Consider the following 23,057-nt stretch of genomic DNA (forward strand, 5'->3'; position numbering starts at 1 on the left):
CATCCCGACCATTTCAGCAGGTCAAGACGGTGTGGTATTGGCCCTGTGAGCGCTTCTGCGAGCACCCCGCACATCTGGTGGAGGGCGGAACCGGCCGGCGCGCTGGAGATCCTCAGGCGCCTGAAGCCCTGTCAGTAAAACAAGCCTTTCAACGGCGATATCTAGCCTCGCGCCCCTTGCTCGACGCCTCTCCACGGTTCCTCGGTAGCACTGCCGGAAATTCCGTCGACCTTGCCGACGCGCGCCTCTGTCGCCTTGCCGGCACGCTGCGGGGCGGAGCCCTGGAGGCCTGTCCGGCCTGTCTGGAAAATAGCCGAGTCGGCAGCAGTGTTCCCATCCGGGGTTGAAAAAGGAAATCCATCTGCTTGCGCCTTGAAATGACGCCGCGAGCTGTCCTACGGTGTGGAGATCAAAGGATTCTCACTTCGGGCAGCTGTAGCTGTCCCAGTGCCTCGACCGACTTCCCGGGAGTCCCTTCCATGTCTCTAGGGCCCATATCCGTCGACGACTTCTCCCACAACCAAGTCCAGTACATCGAGGACCCGTTCACTTTCTATGCGCTGATGCGTGAGCGAAGCCCGGCCCATCTGTCCGAAACGATCTTCGGCGGCACCTGGCTGATGTTCCGGTACGAAGACTGCAGCCGTCTGATGCAGGACGAGCGGTTGTCCAACGCGCGCTCGGCCGTGCCGCTGCGCTTCCTTCCGCCGGACCAGCGCGACGAGTTCGCGGACATGCTCGATGTCTACAGTCGCTGGCTGGCATTCCACGACGGCAAGGAGCACACCCGCAACCGCCGCCAGGCCAACAGGGGCTATGTGCCGTTCACCGACGAGTACCTCGAACCGCGCATCCAGCGCATCGTCGACGGGCTGCTCGACCAGGTCGACCCCACCGGGTTCGACCTCATGTCGGAACTGGCCTTTCCCTTACCCGCGATGGTGATCGCCGACGTGCTTGGTGTCCCGGTCGACGCGCACGAGGACCTCAACCGCTGGACCGACGACATCGCCCACCTGTTCGGCTCGACCTCGGTCTCGGTGGAGCACCTGCGCCGGACCAGGGAGAGCACCCGGCAACTCGCCGAGTTCCTGGCATCCGAGGCCAACGCGCGACGCTCACGCGCCGAGGGCGGGCTGCTGCACCATCTGCGGGAGATCGAGGTGCGCGGGCACCGCTTCTCCGAGCGCGATGTGGTCGCACAGGCAGCGCTGCTGCTGTTCGCGGGTGTGGCGTCCATCCGGTACCTCATAGGCAACAGCGTCCGTGCCCTCGCATCCGTCCCCACCACCGAGCGTGACGTGCTGCTGAAGTCCGACACCGTGGGCCCCGCCATCGAGGAGCTCCTGCGCATGTGTACGCCCGTCTCGTTCGTCGGACGGGTCGCGGGCGAGGACTTCGACTACACCGCTTCCGACGGGACCATAGTCCCGCTGCGCAAGGGACAGCCGCTGCTGCTGTACATCGCCTCGGCCAACCGTGACCCCGACGCCTTCGACCGCGCCGACGAACTGGTCCTGGACCGGCCGCTGCCCAACCGGCACCTCACCTTCGGTGTGGGCAGGCATCTGTGCTTCGGCGACCCGCTCGTGCGCCAGACCACCCGGATCGCGCTGAGCACGCTCTACCTCAGGTGGCCTGAGCTGAAGGTGCCGCAGCAGGAGGCCAACTGGAACAACAACCTCGGCTTCCACGGCTCTACATCACTGCGAGTGTCCGGCGAGGACTGAACACCGACGACGACCGGAAACCAGCGACGACCGAACCGGACCAGCCGAGCCGTCAGGAGACCACCACAGTGTCAGCGCCCACTCTTCGCAATGTCATCAACGGCAAGCGGGCCGAACCCGCAGCAGGCACCGAGCACATGGAGGTGCTCGACCCCTGTACCGGCGATGTGCGCCTGCACGCGCCATGTACCGGGGCCCAGGACGTCGGCCTCGCCATGGGCGCGGCGGCGTCAGCCTTCACCGAGTGGTCGCGGACCACACCCGCCGAACGCCAGTCGGCGCTGCTGGAACTGGCCGACGCCGTCTCCGGGCAGGCCGCAGAGTTCGGCGAGGCAGAACTCCGTGACACAGGGAGCAGGCACGCCGCGGGAGAGATCGGCGTGATCACCGACGAACTGCGCTTCTTCGCCGGGGCCGCCCGACTGCTCGACGGCGTGGCGGGCGGCGAGTACACACCGGACCACACCTCCTACACCAGACGCGAACCGGTGGGAGTGTGCGCACAGCTCGCCCCGTGGAACTTCCCGCTGCTGATGGCGGTCCTGAAGTCGGCCCCGGCGATCGCCGCAGGAAACACGGTCGTTCTCAAACCCGCGCAGACCACCCCGTCGTCAGCGCTCCTGCTGGCCGATGCCGCCGCGCGGACCCTGCCGCCCGGCGTGCTCAACGTGATCTGCGGCGGGCCCGCGACAGGACGGCTCATGGTGGAGCACCCCGTGCCCGCCCTGGTCTCGCTGACCGGATCGGTCGCGGCCGGCGTCGATGTCGCCACCCGCGCCGCCGCCACACTCAAACGCACCCACCTGGAACTGGGCGGCAAGACCCCGGTCCTGGTCTGCGCCGACGCCGATATCGCCGACGCCGCCCGGACCATCGTCACAGCGGCGGTCGCCAACGCGGGGCAGGACTGCACGGCCGCCAGCCGGGTCCTGGTGGCGGATGCGGTGCACGATCAGCTGCTGGAGGCACTGGTGACGGAGGCATCCGCACGGCGCCCCGGTCCGCCGTCGGAGCCGGACAGCGCGTACGGACCGCTGAACAACCCCGACCACCTTGCGCGCGTCCAGGGGTGCATCGACACACTGCCACCGCACGCACAGCTGCTCACGGGCGGCCATCGTGTGGGCGACCGCGGCTTCTTCTACGCCCCCACCGTCATTGCCGGAGTGCGCGGGGACGACAACATCACCCGCACGGAGATCTTCGGACCCGTGATCACCGTCGAGCGGTGCACCGATGAGGCGGAAGCGTTGCGACGGGCCAACTCCTCACCGTACGGGCTGGCTTCGGCCGTCTGGACCTCCGACCACCGCAGGGCTATGCGCCTCTCGAAGGATCTGGACTACGGCACCGTGTGGGTGAACACCCATCTCCAGTTCCCCTCGGAGCTGCCGCACGGCGGCTTCCGCCAGTCCGGCCACGGCAAAGACCTGTCACGATACGGTTTCGAGACGTACACACGGATCAAGCAGGTGACGCACCACCTCTAGGGTCCTGTCGCACAGCGACACACAAAGACAACTACACGCGGCCAGCGGGGTATCGTGCCGGGTTCCGGCCCACCTGGCTGGCCATGGAGTTCACGGGGTTAGGAAATCGTGGAACGTTCCCCCGGCGTCTTCGCGCCACAGTGGCGGCTCACCAGCATCGGTATCGCCCTCGCCATCAGTCTCTTCGCGTTCGAGGGGATCGCGGTCGCCACCGCGATGCCCTCGGCGGTCCGCGACCTCGACGGGCTTGCCTTCTTCGGCTGGCCCTACAGCGCCTTCCTGGTCACGAACCTGGTGGGCCTCGGTGTGGCGGGCCAGTGGTGCGACCGCGTCGGGCCGGGCAGACCGCTGCTCACGGGCATCGCCGTGTTCACCGTCGGACTGCTGATGGCGGGATTCGCCGGGCACATGGCGGTGTTCGTCCTGGGCCGGGGCGCACAGGGGATCGGCGTCGGGCTGGCCTCGATCGCGGTGTTCCAGATCGTGGCCACTGCCTACCCGCCCCATCTGCGTCCCAGGGCACTGGCCATCATCTCCGCGGCCTACGTCCTGCCGGCACTGGTCGGCCCGGTCGTCTCGGGCACGATCACCGCACAGGTCGGGTGGCGCTGGGTGTTCCTCGGCCTGGTGCCGCTGGTGCTGGTCGGTGCGCTGACCCTGCTCCCCGTACTTCGCACCTTGACGGCACCGGGCCGGGCATCCGCGGGCGGGTCCCGCAAACCCTTGTTCGCGCTGCTCGCCGGGGCCGGGGTCGTCGTGCTCCAGTCGGCCGGCAACGCCGCGGTCGCCGGACGAACGGCACTGGCCGTGCTCCTGCTGGGGGCGGGCCTGGCGGCACTGGTGGCGGGGCTGCGGGAACTGTTGCCCGGGGGATCGGTGCGGCTGCACCGGGGCGTTCCCGCCGTGGTCGCGCTGCGCGGCCTGCTGGCGGGGGCGTTCTACGCCGTGGAGTCCGTCGTGCCGCTCACGCTCGTCGTACTCCACGACTTCGGGACCGTGGCCTCGGGACTGCCGCTGCTGGCGGGCGCCCTCGGCTGGTGGGCGGGCGCCCAACTGCAGGGCAGGATCACCAAGATGGCGAGGCCGGTGCTGCTGCGGTGGGGTCTCGCCGCCCTGGCGTGCTGCTTCGCCGGCATGGCAGCTCTGTCCCTGCCCGGGGCCCCCGGGTGGCCGGTCTATCTGCTGTGGATCGTGGGCGGACTGGGCATGGGCGTGTCTGTCCCCACCACCGGTGTGCTCGTCCTCGACCAGTCCGCCGAGGACGAGACGGGGACGAACTCGTCGGCGCTGCAGATCAGCGATGTGACCGCGGCCGGGTTGGGTACCAGCGCGGCCGGGGTGCTCGTGGGTGCCACCGCAGCCGGGAGCCTGGGCTTCGGCAGCGGGATGGCGGCCTTGAGCCTGATGGCCATGGTCATCTGCGCCGCCGCGGCGGTGGGCGCCTCCCGCACCGCCCCCCAGGCCCAGCGCACCACCGTGAACTGAACCACCGGACCCGTGAACACAGTGAAATTGCCTGGCGTCTTGCGCGCATCGGTCGCTACCATGACCCGCATGTCAACTCCGCGAGTTTCCTAGCGACCTCACCCAATCTCAGGGGACAGGTATGCCGCTAGGAACTCATGGAGAGTCACCAATTGATCACTGTACGCAATGTTGACGTGCGGGTTGGCGCGCGTCTACTGCTGTCGGACGTCAACTTCCACATCGGCCCCGGAGACAGGGTCGCCCTTGTTGGGCGCAACGGGTCTGGCAAAACGACACTCATGCGCACGATGGCGGGTGAGCTGCGGCCCGCCGGCGGATCCATCAGCGCGAAGGGGCAGGTCGGATATCTCGCACAGGACCCGCGGGGGGCCGATCAGGACCAGACGGTCACCGACCGAGTCCTGGCCGCCCGCGGCCTCGACCGGGTCACCGCCGCACTGCGCGCCGCCGAGACCGCCATGGCCGAAGCCCGCACCGACACCGCGCGGGACCGGGCCATGCGCGCCTACACCAGAGCGCAGGACGAATTCGACGTCCTCGGCGGCTACACGGCCGAGGCCGTCGCCGCACAGGTGACCGCGGGCGTCGGACTGCCCGGCCGAGTGCTGACACAGCGGCTTTCGGAGCTGTCCGGCGGGCAGCGCAGGCGCGTCGAGTTGGCGCGGATCCTCTTCGCCGAGCAGGGCACACTCCTCCTCGACGAGCCGACCAACCACCTCGACGCCGACTCCATCGCCTGGCTGCGTGACTTCCTGGCGGGCTTCCCCGGCGGCCTGCTGATGATCAGCCATGACGCCGACCTCGTCGCCGCCGTGGCGAACCGGGTCTTCCATCTTGACGCCGACCGGCTCGCGGTGGACGTCTACAACACCGGCTGGAGGCGCTACCAGACCGACAGCGAGGCGGCCGACCGCAGGAGGACCAGGGAGCGTTCCAACGCCGTGCGCAAGGCGGCCGCGCTGCGCGCACAGGCGGAGAAGATGCGGTCGCACGTGGCCACCGCCGTCGCCGCGCGGAACATGGTCCGGCGCGCGGACACCATGCTGCGGGAGCTCGAACCGGCACGCAGGACCGAGCGCGTGGCACGGGTACGGCTGCCCACCCCCGAACCCTCCGGGCGCATCCCCCTGGCGGCTGTCGGGCTGGCCAAGTCGTACGGCGAGCACACCGTCTTCGAGGGGATTGATCTGGCCGTCGACCGTGGGAGCCGACTGGTCGTGCTGGGATTCAACGGTGCGGGCAAGACCACACTGCTGCGGGTCCTCGCGGGCGAACAGCAACCCGACCGGGGGCGTGTGGTGCCGGGGCACGCCCTGCGCCTGGGGTACTTCGCGCAGGAGCACGACACGCTCGATCCCGCCGCGACGGTATTCGAGGCGCTGTCGTCCGCCGCCCCGGGACTGACCAACGGCGAGGTGCGACAGGTGCTCGGAGCGTTCCTGTTCAGGGGCGACGACGCCGACAAGCCCACCGGTGTGCTCTCCGGTGGCGAGAAGACCCGGCTGGCGCTCGCCTGCCTCGTCCACTCCGGTGCGAATGTGCTCCTGCTCGACGAGCCCACGAACAACCTGGACCCGCTCTCCCGGGACGAGGTTCTCACAGCCGTCGGCAATTACCCGGGCGCGGTCATCATGGTCACCCACGACCCAGGTGCGGTGGAGGCGTTGCGCCCCGACCGGGTCCTCATGCTCCCCGACGGGAGCGAGGACCTGTGGAGCGACGAGTACGCCGGCCTGGTCTCCCTGGCGTGATACCCGGGCACGGTACGTTCGCGCACTTCTGAGACGAGACCCGCCGCGCACATGGGCCGGACCGCTGTTGACGAGGGGAGGTACGGACGGGAAAGCGGGCTCGCTGGTCCGGCCGCCCGTTCCCCGCGCCCGCACGACACCACCGGCCACACCCGGTCCTCCCGGACCGGCCGATCATGTTGAGGGAGTGTCATGTCCCAATTGAAAGGCCGTACAGCACTGGTCACCGGTTCTTCCCGCGGTATCGGCCGCGGCATCGCCGTGCGGCTCGCGGCGGACGGCGCGCGCGTGGCCGTCCACTACGGACACGACGAGAGGGCCGCCGAGGAGACCGTGGCGTACATCGCCGAGCGCGGCGGAGAGGCGTTCGCAGTCGGCGCCGATCTCGGTACGGTCGCCGGGGTGGACGAACTGCTGGCCGAGGCTCGCTCCCGGTTCGCCGACGGCGGCAGGGACCGGCTCGACGTGCTGGTCAACAACGCGGGCTTCAGTACGACCTTCTTCGAGGCCACCACTCCGGAGATCTTCGACAGGCTGATCGCGGTGAACGCCCGGGCGCCGTTCTTCCTCGTGCAGCGCGCGCTGCCGCTGCTGGCCGACGGCGGCCGGGTGGTGTCGGTCTCCTCGGCGGCGGTCAGGGTCGCGGTGTCAGACGTGGCCTACACGATGGCCAAAGCGGCGGTGGTGGCGATGAACCGGACGCTCGCGCATCTGCTGGGCGAACGCGGCATCACCGTGAACACCGTGGCGCCCGGTGCCGTGGACACCGACTTGACGGCGGTGGAGCGGCAGGAACAGCCGGAGACCCGGCAGGTCATGATCGACATGACCGCGCTCGGCCGGATCGGCACCCCCGCCGATGTCGCAGACGTCGTGACCTTCCTCGCCTCGGACGACGCGAGGTGGGTCACCGGACAGCTCATCGAGGTCAGCGGCGGCCTGTTCCTGGGGCTTCCCCCGGGTCTCGCCCACTGACCGCGCCGCCCGGCCGTATCCCCTGACCATGTCCACGAGCGACGAGAGGCGGAGGTGCCCGTGGGGCTAGTGGGACTCGCCGAGCCAGCCCGCGTCCGATGGTGCGTCGCAGCCGACGAAGGTGTTCAGGAATGTCTCGACGGCCTGCTCGTCGGCGGCGGTCCGGGCCAGGTCGTCGAGGAACCCGGCGCCGAACGGCCGCAGTTCGGCCTGCTCACAGGTGTAGGCGAAGGCCCCGAGCCGCTGCGCGTCGCGGGTCGCGGCGTAGCCTGCCATCGCTCTGTCGAGCCCGGCGGAGCCCGAGAGCCCGGCGTCGAGGGCGTTGGCGAGCACTTGGGCGTCGACGAAGGCATCGGAGATCCCCTGCGCCGAGACCGGGTCCTTGTGGTGGCCGGCGTCCCCCGCCAGGACCCACCCCGGGCCGTGGGCCTGCCTGCGGGCATTGCGGACAGCCGCGGCCCGTGGCTGCGACACGAGATCCGCGCCCGTCAGGGCCTGTTCGACCTCGGGCACCTCCCGCAGCGACGACAGATAGAAGTCCGCCAGCGCCGAGCGCCCCGAGCCGGGGGCTTCCTCGGGCGGGAAGACCAGCGACACCACGGTGAGACCGTCGTTCGTCGGCCACAGGGAGATTCCGCGCCTGCCGCGGAACACCACCCGCACTCCCGGCTCCGCGACCCCTGCCCAATACCCGTAGACGCTACGGGCGAGGACCCCCCTGTCCTCCACGACCGGAGACTCCACCAGGCGAGCGACGGTCGAGTTTCGGCCGTCGGCGCCCACGACCACGCGTGCGCGCAGGGCGACCGGCCCGTCCGGTCCCGTTCCCCGTACCCCCGCGACCCGGCCGCCGGTGACGAGGAGACCGGTGACAGCGAAGCGTTCCCGCAGCCGCGCGCCCCGGGCGCGGGCCTCGGCCACCAGCAGGGCGTCCAGCGCGGTCCGCCGGGGCGCGTAGGTCGCGACCTCGATGCCCTCGACTCTGGGCCTGCCCGATATCATGCGGCCCTCAAAATCGAGCGAAGCATTGACGATGGGCGGACACCCTGTTTTCTCCAATGCGGGGAGAAGGCCCCATGAGCGGAGCTGTCGAACACCCGGCCACCTGACCCAGTGAGTGGATAGCGTGTCGGTTCCAGTCGGGTTTCGGTCAACCATTTCGACCGAATATCCCTGCTGCGCGAGCAGCATTCCCAGTGGGGCTCCAGCGCATCGCGCGCCGACGATGACAACGTCGTACACCTTGTCTTCCGTGTCTACTCTTCCAGCCACGAGAACGTCCACCTCTCTGCAGGAAAAAGCGATAGTCTCTGCATTTATGCAGCTCAGAGGGCATGCAATAGTGCAGAGCAGCGATACGGAGCATTGCACCGCAAGCGTCACGCAGGGGCAATAGGGCCACGTTATAGATCGGGCTTAAATTCGTGGCTGGATTCATGCTCAGGAAACGCGGCATGCTCCGCTCACCTTCTACCTGGATGCATGTTACGCACATCGCGTCGATCGTTGTCGAGAGTGTTGACACTGCTCGTTAATGCGCCCTAGCATTCAATTATGCCCAGCGATTCGATCAGTTTGATTACTTCGCGGTGCCATCAGGTGGGAGACCCAGTACACCTGCTCTGCTATTTCGCCCCCGAGGCCGACCAGGAGTTCACTTCCGCAGGCCTCGAGCCAGGGCACATGGGATACTTCGCCGGCAGAGCCGCCCCGCTCGGCCGGGCGTCGTCCGCCGCCGTGGCAGCCGCGTTCTACAACTTCAACCCCACTCTCATCGCCCGTCATCTGCCCAGAGCATGGGATCTCGCCCCGCCCGAGCGCGTGACAGAGGCCCGTCTGTCCGCCGTGGACCGCGCGCTGCGCCGTGTTCTCGGCGACGACGTGACGGGGAGCCCGGAGGTCGTAGAGGCGGCCGGGCTCGCCAGAGCCGCCGCCGAGGCGTGCTTCCCCGAGGGGCGGCCCCTGTACGCCGCGCACGCCGAGCTGCCGTGGCCCACGGAACCGCACATGGTCCTGTGGCACGCCATCACGCTTCTGCGTGAACACCGGGGCGACGGCCACGTCGCCGCCCTCGTCGGTCACGGTGTCGGTGCCATCGCGGCACTGATCACCGATACCGCCACCGGAAGAAGCCTCTTCAGCGCCCGACAGGTCCGCGAACACCGCGACTGGTCCGAACAGGACTGGGAGGCGGAGGTGGCCACGCTCACCGAATCAGGCATCCTGGGCCCCAACGGGCGGCTGACCGAGGCGGGCACCCGACTGCGCGCCCGGGTGGAGGACGCGACCGACGCCGCCGCAGCTCCCCCCTACCGTGCCCTGGGGGCGGACCGTGCGGAACGCCTCATCGCGCTGTGCGAACCGCTCAGCGACGCGGTGCTCTCCTCCGGTGATCTGCCCCGAAACGACACGGCGGTTCAGTCCGTCCTCGGGTGAGCCCTCCCACCGCCGCCCCTGCACACCGGTGGTTCCGCCAACCGCCGGTCCACGCTGACAAGGAGGAACCCACGAGCCGCCCGTCAGGTGCCACCCACTCCGCCCCCTCCCGCTCCCCGCCGACGAACCCGGAAGATCTCTGGGAGAGCTGACCGCCCACCGAGGCGGCTCCTCTGTCCCGCCCCGCCACAGGTCGCGTGTCCGGACCGCCATCCGGACACGCGTCCTGCAACCACGGGATGTGACCCGTACTCAGTCCCGGCCGGCCGTGTGCGGGCCGAGGGCCATGGCATGCCGTACCACTCCGCGGCAGTACGCGGAGCACAGCACCGAGCCCCCTTCCTCCGGGGGCACACGCGGCACAGCGAACGCCCGCACGGGGTCCGGTGTCTGGCGCCGGCCGGCCGGCTCCGCGCCGCCTTGCGCACATCTTCCGCGCACCCGCCTTCCGGCACACGACTACCTCCAGTGGAAGTGATGGCCCATGGACGTCACCGCACTCATCGATGCGGTCTCACAGACCAAGGACAAGGCCGACGAGCTGAGCTGTCAGGAGATCATCGACCGGCTCTCCGACGCACTCGCGCGATTCACCACCTCGGCGGAGAACCAGCACTTCGCCGAGGAGTACCGGCCGAGCGGGAACTACACCCGGCTGCTGCTGAATTCCCCCCAGGACGCCTTCCAGGTCGTCCTCGTGTTCTGGGGTCCGGGGAAGGGCAGCCCGATACACGACCACGACGACACGATCGGCGCGGTCAGCGCGCTCACGGGTGAGACGAAGGAGATCAAGTACGTCACCACCGGCCAGGTGGGGGAGTGCGTCGAACTCGCCGAGGCCGGTGAGTTCACCATCGCACCCGGCCGGATCACTCCGATCCTGCCCGAGGACGACAAGCAACTGCATCTGATGGTCAACGAGAAGACCCACTGGGCGGCCACCGTCCATGTCTACCTCACCGCGATCCACCGCTACCAGATGTACCTGGCCGCACCGGGCGGTTCCTTCCGCACGGCCGAAACCTCGCTGTGGTTCGACGAGTGCGGTGTCGGCACCAGGATGCCCACAAGCGTCCGTTCCTGATCCCCGCCGGGGCGTTCACCACCGCCGTACGCGCCCCGGCCCCGCAGAGAAGGGGTAGCGATGGACCTGCTGGACGCCATGGCCCGCCACGCGCGCCGTACTCCGCACGCCGTGGCCCTTACCGACCACCGGGGCACCCGGCTGGCCTACACCGAACTCGACTCCCGGGCCCGCTCGGCGGCGGGCGCCCTGGCCGCTCTCGGCGTGAGACCCGGGAACCGGGTCGGGCTGGTGCTGCCCCGCACAACGGATCTGTTCCTCCTCGAACTCGCCGTCCTGCTCACGGGCGCCTGCTTCGCCCCGCTGGATCAGACCCAGCCACCCGAACGGCTGCGCCTCCTGCTGAACCGAGCTTCGGTGGCCCTGCTGGTCACCGACGACGAAGAACTCGCCCGGACCGGCGGGGTCCCCGCCATCGCACCCGAAGCGCTTCTGACCCCGGGCGGCCCCCCGCCACCCGATCCGGGCACCCGCCCGGAGGACCCCGCGTACTGCCTGTTCACCTCGGGATCGACGGGCTCCCCGGTGGGCACGCTGATCAGCCGGGCCGCGATGGACGTCTATGTGGCCGCGTACGCCCGGTCAGTCGGCGCCGCACCGTCCGAGCGGGGAGCACAGATCGGCTCGCCCGGCTTCGACGTCACCATCGACGAACTCTGGCCCTTCCTGAGTACGGGCGCATCCGTGCACATCGCGCCCGACACCGTCCGCTCCTCGCCCCGCGCACTCGTGGACTGGCTACGGGTCAACCGCATCACCCAGACCTACATCCCCCCACTGCTGCTGGAGGCCGTCTTCCGCCTCGACAGCGTCGACCTGGGCGACGTCCGGCTCATCCGCACCGGCGGCGAGCGCATCGCCACCTACCCGCCATCCGGATTCCCCAGTCGCGTCCTCAATGAGTACGGGCCGACCGAGACCGTCGCCGGCGCGACCCTCTGCGACATCTCGGAATGGTCCGACCGGAGCATCCTGCCCCCGATCGGAACACCCCTGCCGCACATCAGGGCCAGCATCCGCGACCCGCAGGGACATCCCGTCCCCGTCGGCACACCGGGGGAGCTATACCTGGGCGGCGCGACCGTCGGGATCGGCTACCTCGGCGACGACGAGCGCACCGCGCGCAAATTCGTCGAGGTGGATGGGGAGCGCTGCTTTCGCACCGGCGACCTGGTCCGCGAACTGCCCACGGGCGAACTGGAGTTTCTGCGCCGCCTCGACAACCAGGTGCAGCTCCTGGGTAAACGCGTCGAACTGGGAGAGACGGAGAGCGCGGTGGCCACCCACCCCGCCGTCCGGCGGGCGGCGGTGGCTGCCCCGACAGACGACGCAGGCCGCGCGGACCGGCTGGTGTGCTTCGTGGAATGGCACCCGGGACACGGCGACGCCGACATCGCCGGCCTCCGCGCCCACCTGGTCACCCTGCTGCCCGGCTACATGGTCCCCGCCGAGGTGCGCACGGTCGACCGGCTTCCCACCACCACCTCGGGCAAGGTCGACCGGGCCGCGCTGCTGCGCGACCGGCCGGGCCCGCGCCACCCCGCGCCGACTCCGCATGAGCTGGTGCGGGTGTGGGAACAGGTGCTGGGCGTCACCGGCCTCACCGTCCACTCCGACTTCTTCCTGCACGGCGGCGACTCGGTCACCGCGGTGACCGCTGTGACCGAGATAGACCTGCGGCTGGGCCTGCAGGTCGCTGCGCGTGATGTGTTCGTCCACCCCACCCCCGCCCAACTGGCCGAGCGGCTGACAGAGGAGGCCCAGTGAGAACAAGCCCCGTGCTCGACATGCTCGCTGCCACAGCGACCGCTCACCCCGAAGCGACAGCCATCGTCCAGGGGGAGCGGTCGCTGACCTACCGCGAACTGGCCGCGGCCGTACCCCGGTTCGCCGAAGCGCTGGCTGCCGCAGGCGCACCCCCCGGCGCGCATGTGCTGCTCGTCCTGGACAACCGGCCCGAGTTCGCGGTCGCCTACTTCGCCACGGCCGGGGCCGGCTGCACGGTGGAGGCCATCGACCCGGACCAGCCCGAAGAGGCACTGCGGCACAGACTCGCCGACAGCCACCCGGCCGTGGTGGTCACCACGGCCGGACACCCCGTGTCCGCCCTCACCGACCGCCCCGTCCTGATCGTGGACGGCCCCCTGCCCCGGCCCCCGGCGGGCACCAGGCGCCGGCCACCAGGAGCGGACGGCCCCTGGGTGACCGCGCTCTCCTCCGGAAGCACCGGCGAACCCAAGCGCGTCATCCGCACCCAGGGCCACCAGGTCGCCGAGGCGGGCAACATCACCTCGACGGCGGGCATCACCGCCGACGACGTCCTGCTCTGCCCGGTACCGCTGTTCCACGCACTCGGGCAGTTCTGCTGCCTCCTCGCAGCAGCACGCTCCGGCGCCACCCTGGTCCTTCCCGACCGCAGCACTGGCGCGTCCTCCGTCGAGGCCGTGGTGCGGGCACTGGCCCGGCACCGCGTGACCCTGCTGATCGCCGTGCCCCACCTCTTCGATGCCCTGGCCGACCTGCCCGCCGGCACCCCGGCCGACCTGGACGCCGTGCGCTTGTGCCTGTCCGGGAGTAACTTCCTCCCCCCGGCCGTGGCACGGCGCTTCCAGAACCGCTTCGGCCTCCCCGTCCGCCAGACCTACGGAAGCACCGAGGCCGGCAGCGTCTGCTGGGACGTCGGTGAGGACCACTCCCCGGGCACAGTGGGCACCCCGCTCGACGGAACCCGCGTTCAGGTCACCGACGACAATGGCACCCCCCTGCCACTGGGCGCAGAGGGCGAGATCGTGGTGTCGGGCCACGCCGTGGTCAACGACCCCGGCCGTGATCACCACCGAACGGGCGACCTCGGCAGGCTCGACGCACACGGCAGACTCACCGTCGTCGGGCGTTCCCGCGTACTGATCGACACAGGCGGGCACAAAGTCAACCCGGTCGAGGTCGAGCGGGTGCTCGCCGACCACCCGCACATCGCCGACTCCGGGGTTGCCGGCATCCCCCTGCCCGGCACCGGCACTCTCCTGGTCGCGGCCGTGAGACTGCGCGACGGCGCACCGGCCGAGCCCGCCGACGTGCTCGCCCACTGCACACGCCATCTGCCCGCCCACGCAGTGCCCCAGCGGCTGCGCATGGTGACCGAGATACCGCGCACCCGCCTGGGCAAGGTCCGCCGCACCGAACTCACCGCCCTCTTCGCCGACGAGCACGGCGCGGACCCGGCCGGAACACGAAAGCGGCTGGCGGCACTCCCCCCGGACCTGCGGAACACCGAGATCAGCAACCATCTGCGCCGTAGGGTGGCCGAGACGACAGGCACACCACCCAGCGAGGTGGACCCAGGCGCGCCGCCCCGCGCGGCGGGAGTGGACTCGCTGGCCGCACTGCGGCTGCGCATGGCCGTGGAGAACGAACTGGGCGTGAGACTGCCACTACCCTCCCTCCTAGGCCCCCGCACACTGACAGAACTCGCCCGCGACCTCGCCGAACGGCTCGACGAGCCCGAAGACCCCACCGACCCCATTCCCCACGGACCTGCCGAGGGCCGGTTCCCCCTCGCACCGAACCAGATGTCGCTCTGGCACGCCGACCACCTCGACCTGGGCGGATCGGCCTACGTAGTGGCCGTTGCCGCCCGCCTGACCGGCGACTGCGACACCGAGGCCCTGCGACGGGCCTGGACGACCCTGGCCCACCGCCACCCCGCGCTGCGCACCACCTTCCCCCTGCTCGACGGAACCCCCGTCCAACGGGTAACCGCCGAGGCACGGGTCGACTTCGCGGTCGTACCGGTGTCACCCACCTGGGACCGCACCCACCGCGATGACCTGATCCACGCCGCGTTCGAGCCCTTCGACCTGACTGCGCAGCCACCCCTGCGCGTCCGTCTCTACACCGGAACGTCCGGCGGCCCGGTGATGGTGGTCTCTCAGCACCACCTGATCACGGACCACTGGTCCACGATCGTCATGCTGCGGGAACTGGCGGTGCTCCACGCGGCGGAGACAACCGGCTCCGAGCCCTACCTTCCCGCACCCGCACACGCCTACTCCGACTTCGCCGCATGGTCGCTCGCACGGCAACGCACCCCCCGCGGCGCTGACGACCTCAGCCACTGGGTGCGCCAACTGACCCCCCTGCCCCCACCCACGGACCTGCCCACCGACCGGCCCCGGCCGGCGGTACGCGGCCAGCATGGCGCGACCGTGCATGCGGGCCTTTCACCGGCCCGGGTCGCCGCCGTCCGCGCCCATGCCCGCAACAGTGGAACAACTCCGTTCGCCGTGCTTCTCACCGTGTTCCACGTCCTGCTCCACACCGGCGGCGGACGGGCCGACAGTGCCGTCGCGGTGAGCACGGCCAACCGCGAGCGGCCCGAATTCGCCGACGTCCTCGGCTACTTCGCTAACCCCGTGGTGCACCGGGTCCGCATGACACCACACCAGTCGTTCTCGGCCCTGCTCGGTGACGTCACCGAAACCCTGCTGACAGGACTCGAGCACAGCGGTGTCCCCCTGGAAAACCTCCTCGGACCGGTGAGCGCGCCCCGCGACCGGGGCCGCGCCCCGCTGGTGGAAGTCGCCTTCGGGCAGAACACCGCGCACGACCCCGCACTCGGCACCGTGGGCACCCTGCTGTCCGCCGACCGCGACGGGATACCTGTGCCCCTGGGCCTGCTGACCCTGGAGACCTTCACACTGCGCCGCACCGGGGCCGTCTACGACCTGACCGGGGCCGTCTTCGAGGGCGACGACTCGATCTCGATCACGTGGGAGTACGACACCGACCTGTTCACCAGGGCCACCGTGAACCGGTTGGCCACCCGGTTCGAGACCCTGCTGGACACCCTCCTCGCCGCACCCGAAACCGCGTTGGGCACCCTTTCCGCGCAGGCCCCACCCACGGCCCGCCCGCCCGCCGCGGCGAGTCCCGCCGAGCCGGTCACCGACCGCGTCCGGCGGTGGACCGCGACGGACCCCGCCGCCCTCGCGGTCGTCGACGGCACGGACACGGCGACCTTCGGCGATGTCGGCCGGGCCGCGGACCTGGTGACCGCCGCACTGCTCGCGCGCACCGATCTCTCCCCCTCCGCCGTCGTGGCCGTCCATGCCGAGCGGCCGGCCGACCTGGCAGCCGCGTGCCTGGGAGTCCTGCGCGCGGGCCTGGTCTGCGCCCCCGTCCCCGGGGCAGACAACTCCCCGGCCGCCGGGATCTCCGAGACAGGAGCGGCGGCCCTGGTGGACATGACGGGCTCCGTGAACGCCCCGGACACCCCCACGGTCCGCATCGGCGGTGCACCCGCGCCCCGGGCCGAGCGCCCCACCGAACTCCGGGCCCCCGCGCTGGTGGTGCACACCAGCGGCACCACCGGCACCCGCCGCCCGATGGTGCTTGCGCACCGGGCTCTCGCGAACGCCGTCCACGACGACGAGCGGGGCGAGGTGCTGATCGCCCGCGGCACGGCCGACCGGCTCGCGCTCGACCTCCTCACCACCCTCGCCGCGGGAAGCACCGCGGTGCCCCTGACCTCCGCCGCACGGCTGGAGGAACTGGCACGCGGCAGAGCCGCGGCATCGGCCGCGGTCACGCCCACCGAACTGACCACCCTCCTTTCCCTCCTGGACGAGAACGGCACCACCCCCGCAGTGCGTACCCTGATCGTCGGGGGCGAGACGCTCGGCTCGGACCTCGTGCACCGGTGGTACTCCCACGCCCCGGACTGCCGCCTCGTGCACACCTACGGCGGCATCGAATGGGGACTGGCACTCGCCGGGGAGACGGTGCCCTCCGACACACCTGCGGAGACCACCGGACCGGCCCCCGGCATCGTGCCCGTGGGCAGGCCCCCGGCCGGTTCGCCGCTATGCACCGTGGACGCGTGGGGCCGTGCCTGCCCCGTCGGCGTACCCGGGGAGATCTGCGTCGGAGCACAGACACCGGCACCGCTCGGCACGGCACCCCGAAGCCCCGAACTCCCGCACCCCCTGACCCCCGACGCCCGAGTGCGGCGGACAGGGGACGCGGGCGTGTTCCTCCCGGACGGGAGGTTGATCGTCCTCGGCCGGGTCGGGGACATCCATTCCGAGCACGGTTACCATCACGACCCGGCACGCGTCGAACGTGTGCTGCGCGGCCACCCCGCCGTACGGGCGGCCACGGTCTTCTCGGGCGGCACGGCGGAGGGGACGACCGCGGCGGCGGAGACGGACGGGACCGTGTCCGAGCGCAGGCTGATGGACCTGCTGCGCCGTGAGACACCCGCCCACCTGCTGCCGCGGCGACTGCTGGTGGCGGCGAGGCTGCCCAGGACCTCGGACGGCAAGGCCGCACGGACCCTCCAGCCGCCCGCACCCGCCCGTCCCGGGACACCCGAACCCGCTCAGGACATGACCGCCGTCGAGGCCACACTCGCGGGCATCTGGCGCGACATCCTCGGCGTCGAACACGTCGGCCCGGACGACGACTACTACACACTGGGCGGCGACTCGGTGCAGGCCGTGCGGATCGCCGCGAAGGCCGCCGAGAACGGGCTGCAGGTCACCCGACGGCACCTTTTCACCCACCCAACAGTCCGGTCCCTGGCCCGGGTCACCACCTCGGCCGCCGGAGCGGCCAAGGTGAGCGAGCGATTCGCTCGGCGCAGGTCCATCCCGCTCACCCCGGTCCAGCGCTGGTTCTTCGAACTGGGACTGCCCGACGCGGGCCACTGGAACCAATCGGTCGCGGTGCGCGTACCCCCGTATCTGACCACGGAGGCACTGCTGACCGCTGTCCGTACCGTCGCCGACCACCACGGCGTGCTGCGTCACCGCTTCCGTCCACGGGGCACGGGCTGGGAACAGGTCGGCGACCCGACGGCACAGACCGTCGAGATCGAGGAGGTGTCGGCGCCTGGGGACGAGGAGACGTCCGCCGCGATCCACCATGCCAGGCGGGGTGTCGACATCGCGGCCGGCCCACTACTGCGCGCCACACTGATCAGCGGCGGGGCCGGCCAGCGGCTGCTGGTACTGACGGCGCACCACCTCGTGGTCGACGTGCTGTCCTGGGGCGTGCTGCTCAGTGACCTGCGAACTGCCTGCGACCACCGGGACGCCGGATTCCCCGTCCGGCTGCCCCCGGTGCCCCTCGCCTACAACGCATGGGCACGATCCCTGCGGGAGCACGCCGACCGCCTCGCCGTCCGCGCTGACCTCGCCGGGTGGGACACCCCGCCCGGCTCCGTCCCCGGTCCGCCGCCCACGACGTACGAAGGCGGCACCCGCGTCGCCCAGCGCACCCTCGGCACCGCGCACACCGCGTCCCTCCTGGGAGGACTGCACCACCGCGGTGCGCACCCGGCCGACGCCGTCCTGGCAGCGGCGGCCAGCGCGGCCGCCGCCCGCCTCGGCTGCCACACCGTCCGCGCCGTGATGGAACTCCACGGCCGGGAGGAGGTCATCGAGGGTATGGACCCGTCGCGAACCGTGGGCTGGTTCACCGCGCTGGCCCCCCTGCCGGTCGATGCAGCTCCGGACGCCGATCCGCTGGAGGTGCTCGACAGCGCGCGGGCGGCGCGCTCGCGCGACGGCCTCGAACACGGCATGCTGCGCTACGGCACCTCGGACACCACGGTCCGTTCCCGGCTCGCGGAAGTGGACCGCCCCTGGCTGAGCGTGAACTACCTGGGCAGGCTCGGATCGGTGTTCACCGGTCCGGCGGCGGATCCGGCCGACGCCGGCCTCGTGGAGGCCCCGCTGCCGGACCAGGGTGACCGGGGCCCCACCAACCATCGCCCGTTTCACTGGGAGTTCAGCGCGCACATGACGGGGGGCGAACTGGTCCTGAGGCTGGCGCACGCGGAGGACGGCGACGGGGCGGAACGCCTGCTCGACACCGCCTGCGATTACCTTCGCACCCTCACCAACGCCCTGGAGACGACCGAGCGGGAGGAGTCGCGTTGAGCGAGAACTGGCTGGTGGACCTCGTGCCCGCCGAGCGGCAGGGGCGGGTGGCCTACCTCTTCCCGCACGCGGGAGCAGGCGTCAGCGCCGTGCTGGCACTGGGCCGGGCGCTGGCAGGGGATCTGCGCCCAGTGGCGGTCCGTCTGCCGGGGAGGGAGTCGCTGCTCGACGAGGACCCGATCGACGACCTTCTGGCACTGGCCGGGCGACTGGCCGAAGCCATCCGTACCCACGCGGACGAGGCGGAGATTGTCCTCTACGGCCACTCGTCGGGGTCGGTTCTGGCGTACGAGACGGCCCGCGCACTGGAGCCGTGCGGTGCCGCCCTTCTCGTGGCCTCGGCACAACAGGCACCGGGGACAGCCGTCCGTACGGCCGCCGGGTGCTGGGACCGCCCGGACGAGGAGTTCTTCGCCCAGGTCGTCGCGGACGGCTACCTGCCCGCCGACCTGCTCGGCGCCCCGGACATCCTGGAGATGGTCGCTCCGGCGCTGCGCGCGGACTACCGGGCGACCCACGAGCACCTCACCGGAACGGCACGATGGACACCGCTGGCGTCGCCGATCCTCACTATCCGCGGCACCGAGGACCTCACCGTCGCCGAGGAGGACATCGCCGCGTGGTCGGCGCTGACGACGGTCGGCCACACGACCGCACAGATCGCCGCGGGCCACAATCTGCTGCGCGACCGTCCCGCAGAGCTGGCCGACGCAATCCGGCACGCGCTGCCCTGACCGCGGCCGGGGGCGTCAGGGTCGGCGGTGCACCGAGACGGCGTACTCCCCGTCGGCGTACGGGTCTCGGGACCAGGTCGCATACCTGGCTTCGAGGACGAGTCCCACCGCACGGCAGTGGGCGTCGTAGTCGTCCAGCGTGTAACCCCGGTCCAGTGAAAACCCCGCGACCAGGTGCCCGCCCGTCCGGACATGACCCGCTACCCCGGCCACCAGGGCCGGTTCCGTTCCCGGCGGGGTGAACAGGGGGACGTTACCCGCCATCACCACCACGTCGAACGACTGTCCCAGGTCGAGACCGACCAGATCGTGCCGGCGCCAGACGATCTCCGGCGCTAGCCGCCGGGCGGTGGTGAGCATCGACTCGTCGATGTCCACGCCTGTCACGGCGATGCCGTGACAGGCCAGCTCGATGGCCACTCTGCCGGTACCGCAGCCCGCGTCGAGTGCGGTGGCGGGCTGGAAGGAGCGGACCAGCGCGGCTTCGCCGTGGACATCCCCTCCCTCGGCGGCGATGTGGTCAAACCGGGCCTGGTACTCGTCACCGTTCCACTTCATACGGCCACCCTTGCACATGCGCCGAGCCACCCACAGGACGGTTTCCCGACACCCTGAACCCTCCCCATGATCCAGGACACCTGGAGACCGGGACATGAGGTTCCAGAGGACGCAGCACCAGGTGGGAAGCACGTACACGAAGCGGTACACCGCGGAGCCCAAACGGGACGCGATCGCGCCGGTCGACTCCACGGTAAGACGGTCACCGCCGTTGCCCGGGAGCTCGTCATCAGCTCGGAGTCCCTGCGCGGCAGGTACCGCCAGGCCAAGGCGGACCGGGGTGAGGAAGTCCGGTGAGCTCACCACCGCCGAGCGCGAGGAGCTCAAGCGGCTGCGCAGGCAGAACGCCGAGCAGGCCAAGACGATCGAGGTCCTGTGAGAAGCCGCGGTCTTCCTCGCGAAGGAGAGCGATCGGTGAACGCGATGCACACGTTCATCGAGGCGGAGAAGACCACCTACGGTGTTGCTTTCCTCTGCCACCTGCTGAAGGCGGCCCGTTCCTCGTTTCGAGAGCCAGTTCAGCAGCCCGCATGCCAGGACAGTGCCGCCGTAGGCGAACCAGTGCGGCAGCCGGGCGTGCCCTTGGAGCGCGGTTACGAGCAGCAGGGTCGAAATCCCGGCTCCGGCAGCGACCAGTGCGTACGGCCGGCCCTCCTGGAGATAGAACTGCACGGCCGGAAGAAGGCCGAACGCCAGCCCCCCCCCGCCAGGCCCACCCGTATCCCTGCCAGCCGTTGGCCGATGACTGCTACACAGACTGCCGCCACTCCTGTGGCCGACACCGAGGGCAGCCGCAGGGTAGTGGTGCTGGGTCCGAGGTATTCGAACAAGCCGTGCATGAACAGGTAATAGCACTCATGCGCGACGTCGACGTTTCCCGGCCCACCGCTGCGAATTCCCCCTCACCGATCCCGTGGACGAACTCCACTGGCGTCTGCACCGCGGCATCGGCAATTGGAGCCGGTGGGACCGCACCCCGGGCCCCGCCCTGCGCGCCAGATTCCACCTGCGCAACGGACTCGCCAGTGCCGACTACGAACCGATGCCCACCTTTGATGTCGACGAGGTGACCCGTGAAATCAAGGGTGCCCTCAAAGTGTTGACTCTCACATAATTGCCAGTACGAATTCTCGTCCCGATGTCTACTTTGGTTGGTCGCCGAGCCCTTGGAGGGCAACGAATTTGTGGCAAATATGTTTGGCGTATGGTGAGGATTGCTGACGCAAGTCAACGAGAAATGCCTGTTCGCTACGATGGGAATCGCGATACGAAGTGGGCTGTGACCTGTGGTTTTTGCTGACGGTGCGGTCTCAGCGGGGGACGCTATTGAAGTGGGGGGACGGAGGTGTCCACCACGGAGACGAGGGTGTCCAGCCCGGACTCAATCGGTTGTCGCAACACCGGCTTCTTGAGTCAAGAGTAGGTGTTCGTTGAGGGCTTCAGCGGGTGTCTTCCATCCGAGGGTTTTGCGGGGGCGGCTGTTGAGGGCGAGTGCAACGGCTGCGAGGTCGTCTGTCTGCCATCGGGACAAGTCCGTGCCCTTCGGAAAGTACTGCCGCAGCAACCCATTCGTATTCTCGTTCGTGCCGCGTTGCCACGGGCTGTGCGGGTCCGCGAAGTAGATTTCGAGGCCGGTGTCGACGCGGAGCCGGGCATGCTGTGCCAGTTCTTTGCCGCGGTCCCAGGTCAACGAGCGACGCAGCTGCTCGGGCAGCGTGGTGATCGTGGAGGCGATCGCGTCCCTGACGGCCTCGGCACCCAGACCGGCCAGCGCCGGCCCGTTCTTCACCCTCGGCTCGGTGCCAAAGCCTTCCATCCGGGGCAGGTGCAGCAGCATGGTAAACCGGGTCGTGCGCTCGACCAGAGTGCCGATCGCGGACTTGCCGGTGCCGATGATGAGGTCGCCTTCCCAGTGTCCCGGGACTGCCCGGTCCTCGGCCTCGGCCGGTCGTTGGCTGATCATCACCTCGGGGGTGACGTGCCCGTTCGCCCGCCGTCGGGCTCGGGCGCGGGGAACCCGCAGCGCACGCCCGGTACGCAGACAGCCGACCAGCTCACGCTTGAGGGCTCCACGTCCTTGGATGTAAAGCGCCTGGTAGATCGCCTCGTGCGAGATGCGCATGGACTCATCATCGGGGAAATCCGTCCTGAGCCGGCCCGCGATCTGCTCGGGACTCCAGGCCGTCGCCCACCGCCGGTCCTGACGGCGGGGCTTGTTCCGTCCCTTCCACCGAGGCGTCTTCGGCCCGGTGACCTGTGTTCCGTCCGGACGACGTACATCCCCGGCGAGCCGGTCCTGCACATACTCACGCAGCCGTTCATCGGCCACGAGCTTCGGCGTCTTCGGACGCCGTGCCGCCAGTTCCGCCTTCCACTGGGCGATCGAGGCCCGGTAGCCGAGCTGCCCGCCGCGGGTGGCCGCGTTGCGTCGCAGCTCCCGCGAGATGGTCGACGGATCCCTGCCCAGGCGGCGTGCAATCTCGCGGACTCCCAGGCCCTGGGCGTTGAGCAGCGCGATTTCTTCGCGTTCCGTGAAGGACAGGTATCTGCCCGAGGGCGTGCTGAGCTGGATCGACGGCATGCCGCCACGTTCACGGAACCAACGGGACCCCACCACTGGGGATACGCCGCACGAGACCGCCGCCGCCTCGCTGGTCATCCCCTCGGCGATCTTCATCCAGAAAGCCCGCTCCACCTCCCGACGGATTGGGGGCCGTCCCGGCGACCGCATTGCCGGACGCCCCGTCAGCCGCGTGGCCCATCCCGCTGGCCGACCCATCCAACACCTCCAGGGTCGAGGTGTTGCGACGATCAGTTGAATCCACCCAGTGTTGTGCTGTCGTCCTCAACTGAGGTGATCCCCGTGGT

14 protein-coding genes and 1 pseudogene are annotated in these 23,057 nt (G+C 70.1%); 11 read left to right on the forward strand and 4 right to left on the reverse strand.

All coding sequences use genetic code 11. The features are described 5' to 3' along the window. The first annotated feature begins 479 nt into the window (after positions 1-479). The 5 genes from OHA98_RS19680 (at position 480) to OHA98_RS19700 (ending at position 7,434) form a co-directional block, all read left to right on the forward strand. Positions 480-1,730, forward strand: a complete 1,251-nt coding sequence (locus tag OHA98_RS19680; RefSeq protein ID WP_266927504.1) for a cytochrome P450 — start codon at positions 480-482, stop codon at positions 1,728-1,730. A 68-nt stretch (positions 1,731-1,798) separates the two neighbouring features. Next, a complete protein-coding gene (locus OHA98_RS19685) occupies positions 1,799-3,220 on the forward strand; it encodes an aldehyde dehydrogenase family protein (RefSeq protein ID WP_266927506.1) in 1,422 nt (473 codons plus the stop codon). 108 nt (positions 3,221-3,328) lie between these two features. After that, complete coding sequence (locus OHA98_RS19690; RefSeq protein WP_266927508.1) at positions 3,329-4,705, forward strand: MFS transporter; 1,377 nt, start codon at positions 3,329-3,331, stop codon at positions 4,703-4,705. A 152-nt stretch (positions 4,706-4,857) separates the two neighbouring features. Further along, complete coding sequence (locus tag OHA98_RS19695) at positions 4,858-6,459, forward strand: ABC-F family ATP-binding cassette domain-containing protein (RefSeq protein WP_266927510.1); 1,602 nt, start codon at positions 4,858-4,860, stop codon at positions 6,457-6,459. Positions 6,460-6,651: 192 nt separating this feature from the next. Then, positions 6,652-7,434 (forward strand): SDR family NAD(P)-dependent oxidoreductase, encoded by a 783-nt coding sequence (locus tag OHA98_RS19700; RefSeq protein ID WP_266927511.1) that lies wholly within the window; start codon positions 6,652-6,654, stop codon positions 7,432-7,434. 66 nt (positions 7,435-7,500) lie between these two features. Here the strand turns inward: OHA98_RS19700 and OHA98_RS19705 are convergent, their stop codons facing one another. Beyond that, positions 7,501-8,817, reverse strand: coding sequence for an NAD(P)/FAD-dependent oxidoreductase (locus OHA98_RS19705; RefSeq protein ID WP_323179592.1), 1,317 nt, complete (start codon positions 8,815-8,817; stop codon positions 7,501-7,503). A gap of 300 nt (positions 8,818-9,117) precedes the next feature. Here OHA98_RS19705 and OHA98_RS19710 point away from each other — a divergent pair, with 300 nt between their 5' ends. From OHA98_RS19710 to OHA98_RS19730, 5 genes are all read left to right on the forward strand, one after another. After that, a complete protein-coding gene (locus OHA98_RS19710) occupies positions 9,118-9,870 on the forward strand; it encodes a hypothetical protein (RefSeq protein WP_266927513.1) in 753 nt (250 codons plus the stop codon). A gap of 484 nt (positions 9,871-10,354) precedes the next feature. Beyond that, positions 10,355-10,954, forward strand: coding sequence for a cysteine dioxygenase family protein (locus tag OHA98_RS19715; RefSeq protein WP_266927515.1), 600 nt, complete (start codon positions 10,355-10,357; stop codon positions 10,952-10,954). 60 nt (positions 10,955-11,014) lie between these two features. Then, positions 11,015-12,721, forward strand: coding sequence for a non-ribosomal peptide synthetase (locus tag OHA98_RS19720; RefSeq protein WP_266927517.1), 1,707 nt, complete (start codon positions 11,015-11,017; stop codon positions 12,719-12,721). Continuing rightward, a complete protein-coding gene (locus OHA98_RS19725) occupies positions 12,718-18,897 on the forward strand; it encodes a condensation domain-containing protein (protein ID WP_266927519.1) in 6,180 nt (2,059 codons plus the stop codon). Before OHA98_RS19720 ends, OHA98_RS19725 begins: the two co-directional genes overlap by 4 nt. Next, positions 18,894-19,631: a thioesterase II family protein gene (locus tag OHA98_RS19730; protein WP_266927521.1), complete on the forward strand. Its 738-nt coding sequence runs from the start codon at positions 18,894-18,896 to the stop codon at positions 19,629-19,631. Before OHA98_RS19725 ends, OHA98_RS19730 begins: the two co-directional genes overlap by 4 nt. Positions 19,632-19,646: 15 nt before the next feature. Here OHA98_RS19730 and OHA98_RS19735 read toward each other — a convergent pair whose 3' ends face one another. Then, positions 19,647-20,189, reverse strand: a complete 543-nt coding sequence (locus OHA98_RS19735; protein WP_266927523.1) for a class I SAM-dependent methyltransferase — start codon at positions 20,187-20,189, stop codon at positions 19,647-19,649. Between the two features lie 507 nt (positions 20,190-20,696). Continuing rightward, positions 20,697-21,067 (reverse strand): annotated as a pseudogene (locus OHA98_RS19740) (glycosyltransferase family 39 protein); the annotation flags it as partial. Positions 21,068-21,102: 35 nt separating this feature from the next. Between OHA98_RS19740 and OHA98_RS19745 the strand changes: the two are divergent. Further along, positions 21,103-21,303 carry a hypothetical protein gene (locus tag OHA98_RS19745; RefSeq protein ID WP_266927525.1) on the forward strand — a complete coding sequence of 67 codons (201 nt, stop codon included), beginning with the start codon at positions 21,103-21,105 and terminating at the stop codon, positions 21,301-21,303. Between the two features lie 267 nt (positions 21,304-21,570). Here OHA98_RS19745 and OHA98_RS19750 read toward each other — a convergent pair whose 3' ends face one another. Next, on the reverse strand, positions 21,571-22,968 hold the full coding sequence (locus tag OHA98_RS19750; RefSeq protein ID WP_266927527.1) for an IS30 family transposase: 1,398 nt from the start codon (positions 22,966-22,968) through the stop codon (positions 21,571-21,573). Positions 22,969-23,057 lie beyond the last annotated feature (89 nt).

Origin of the sequence: Streptomyces sp. NBC_00654 (assembly GCF_026341775.1) — a bacterium.
In the GTDB taxonomy this organism is placed as follows: domain Bacteria; phylum Actinomycetota; class Actinomycetes; order Streptomycetales; family Streptomycetaceae; genus Streptomyces.

Coding starts and splice junctions, on each gene's coding strand:
- OHA98_RS19680 (WP_266927504.1), top strand. CDS start 480: ATGTCTCTAGGGCCCATATCCGTCGACGACTTCTCCCACAACCAAGTC.
- OHA98_RS19700 (WP_266927511.1), top strand. CDS start 6,652: ATGTCCCAATTGAAAGGCCGTACAGCACTGGTCACCGGTTCTTCCCGC.
- OHA98_RS19710 (WP_266927513.1), top strand. CDS start 9,118: ATGGGATACTTCGCCGGCAGAGCCGCCCCGCTCGGCCGGGCGTCGTCC.
- OHA98_RS19715 (WP_266927515.1), top strand. CDS start 10,355: ATGGACGTCACCGCACTCATCGATGCGGTCTCACAGACCAAGGACAAG.
- OHA98_RS19720 (WP_266927517.1), top strand. CDS start 11,015: ATGGACCTGCTGGACGCCATGGCCCGCCACGCGCGCCGTACTCCGCAC.
- OHA98_RS19735 (WP_266927523.1), bottom strand. CDS start 20,189: ATGAAGTGGAACGGTGACGAGTACCAGGCCCGGTTTGACCACATCGCC.
- OHA98_RS19750 (WP_266927527.1), bottom strand. CDS start 22,968: ATGGGTCGGCCAGCGGGATGGGCCACGCGGCTGACGGGGCGTCCGGCA.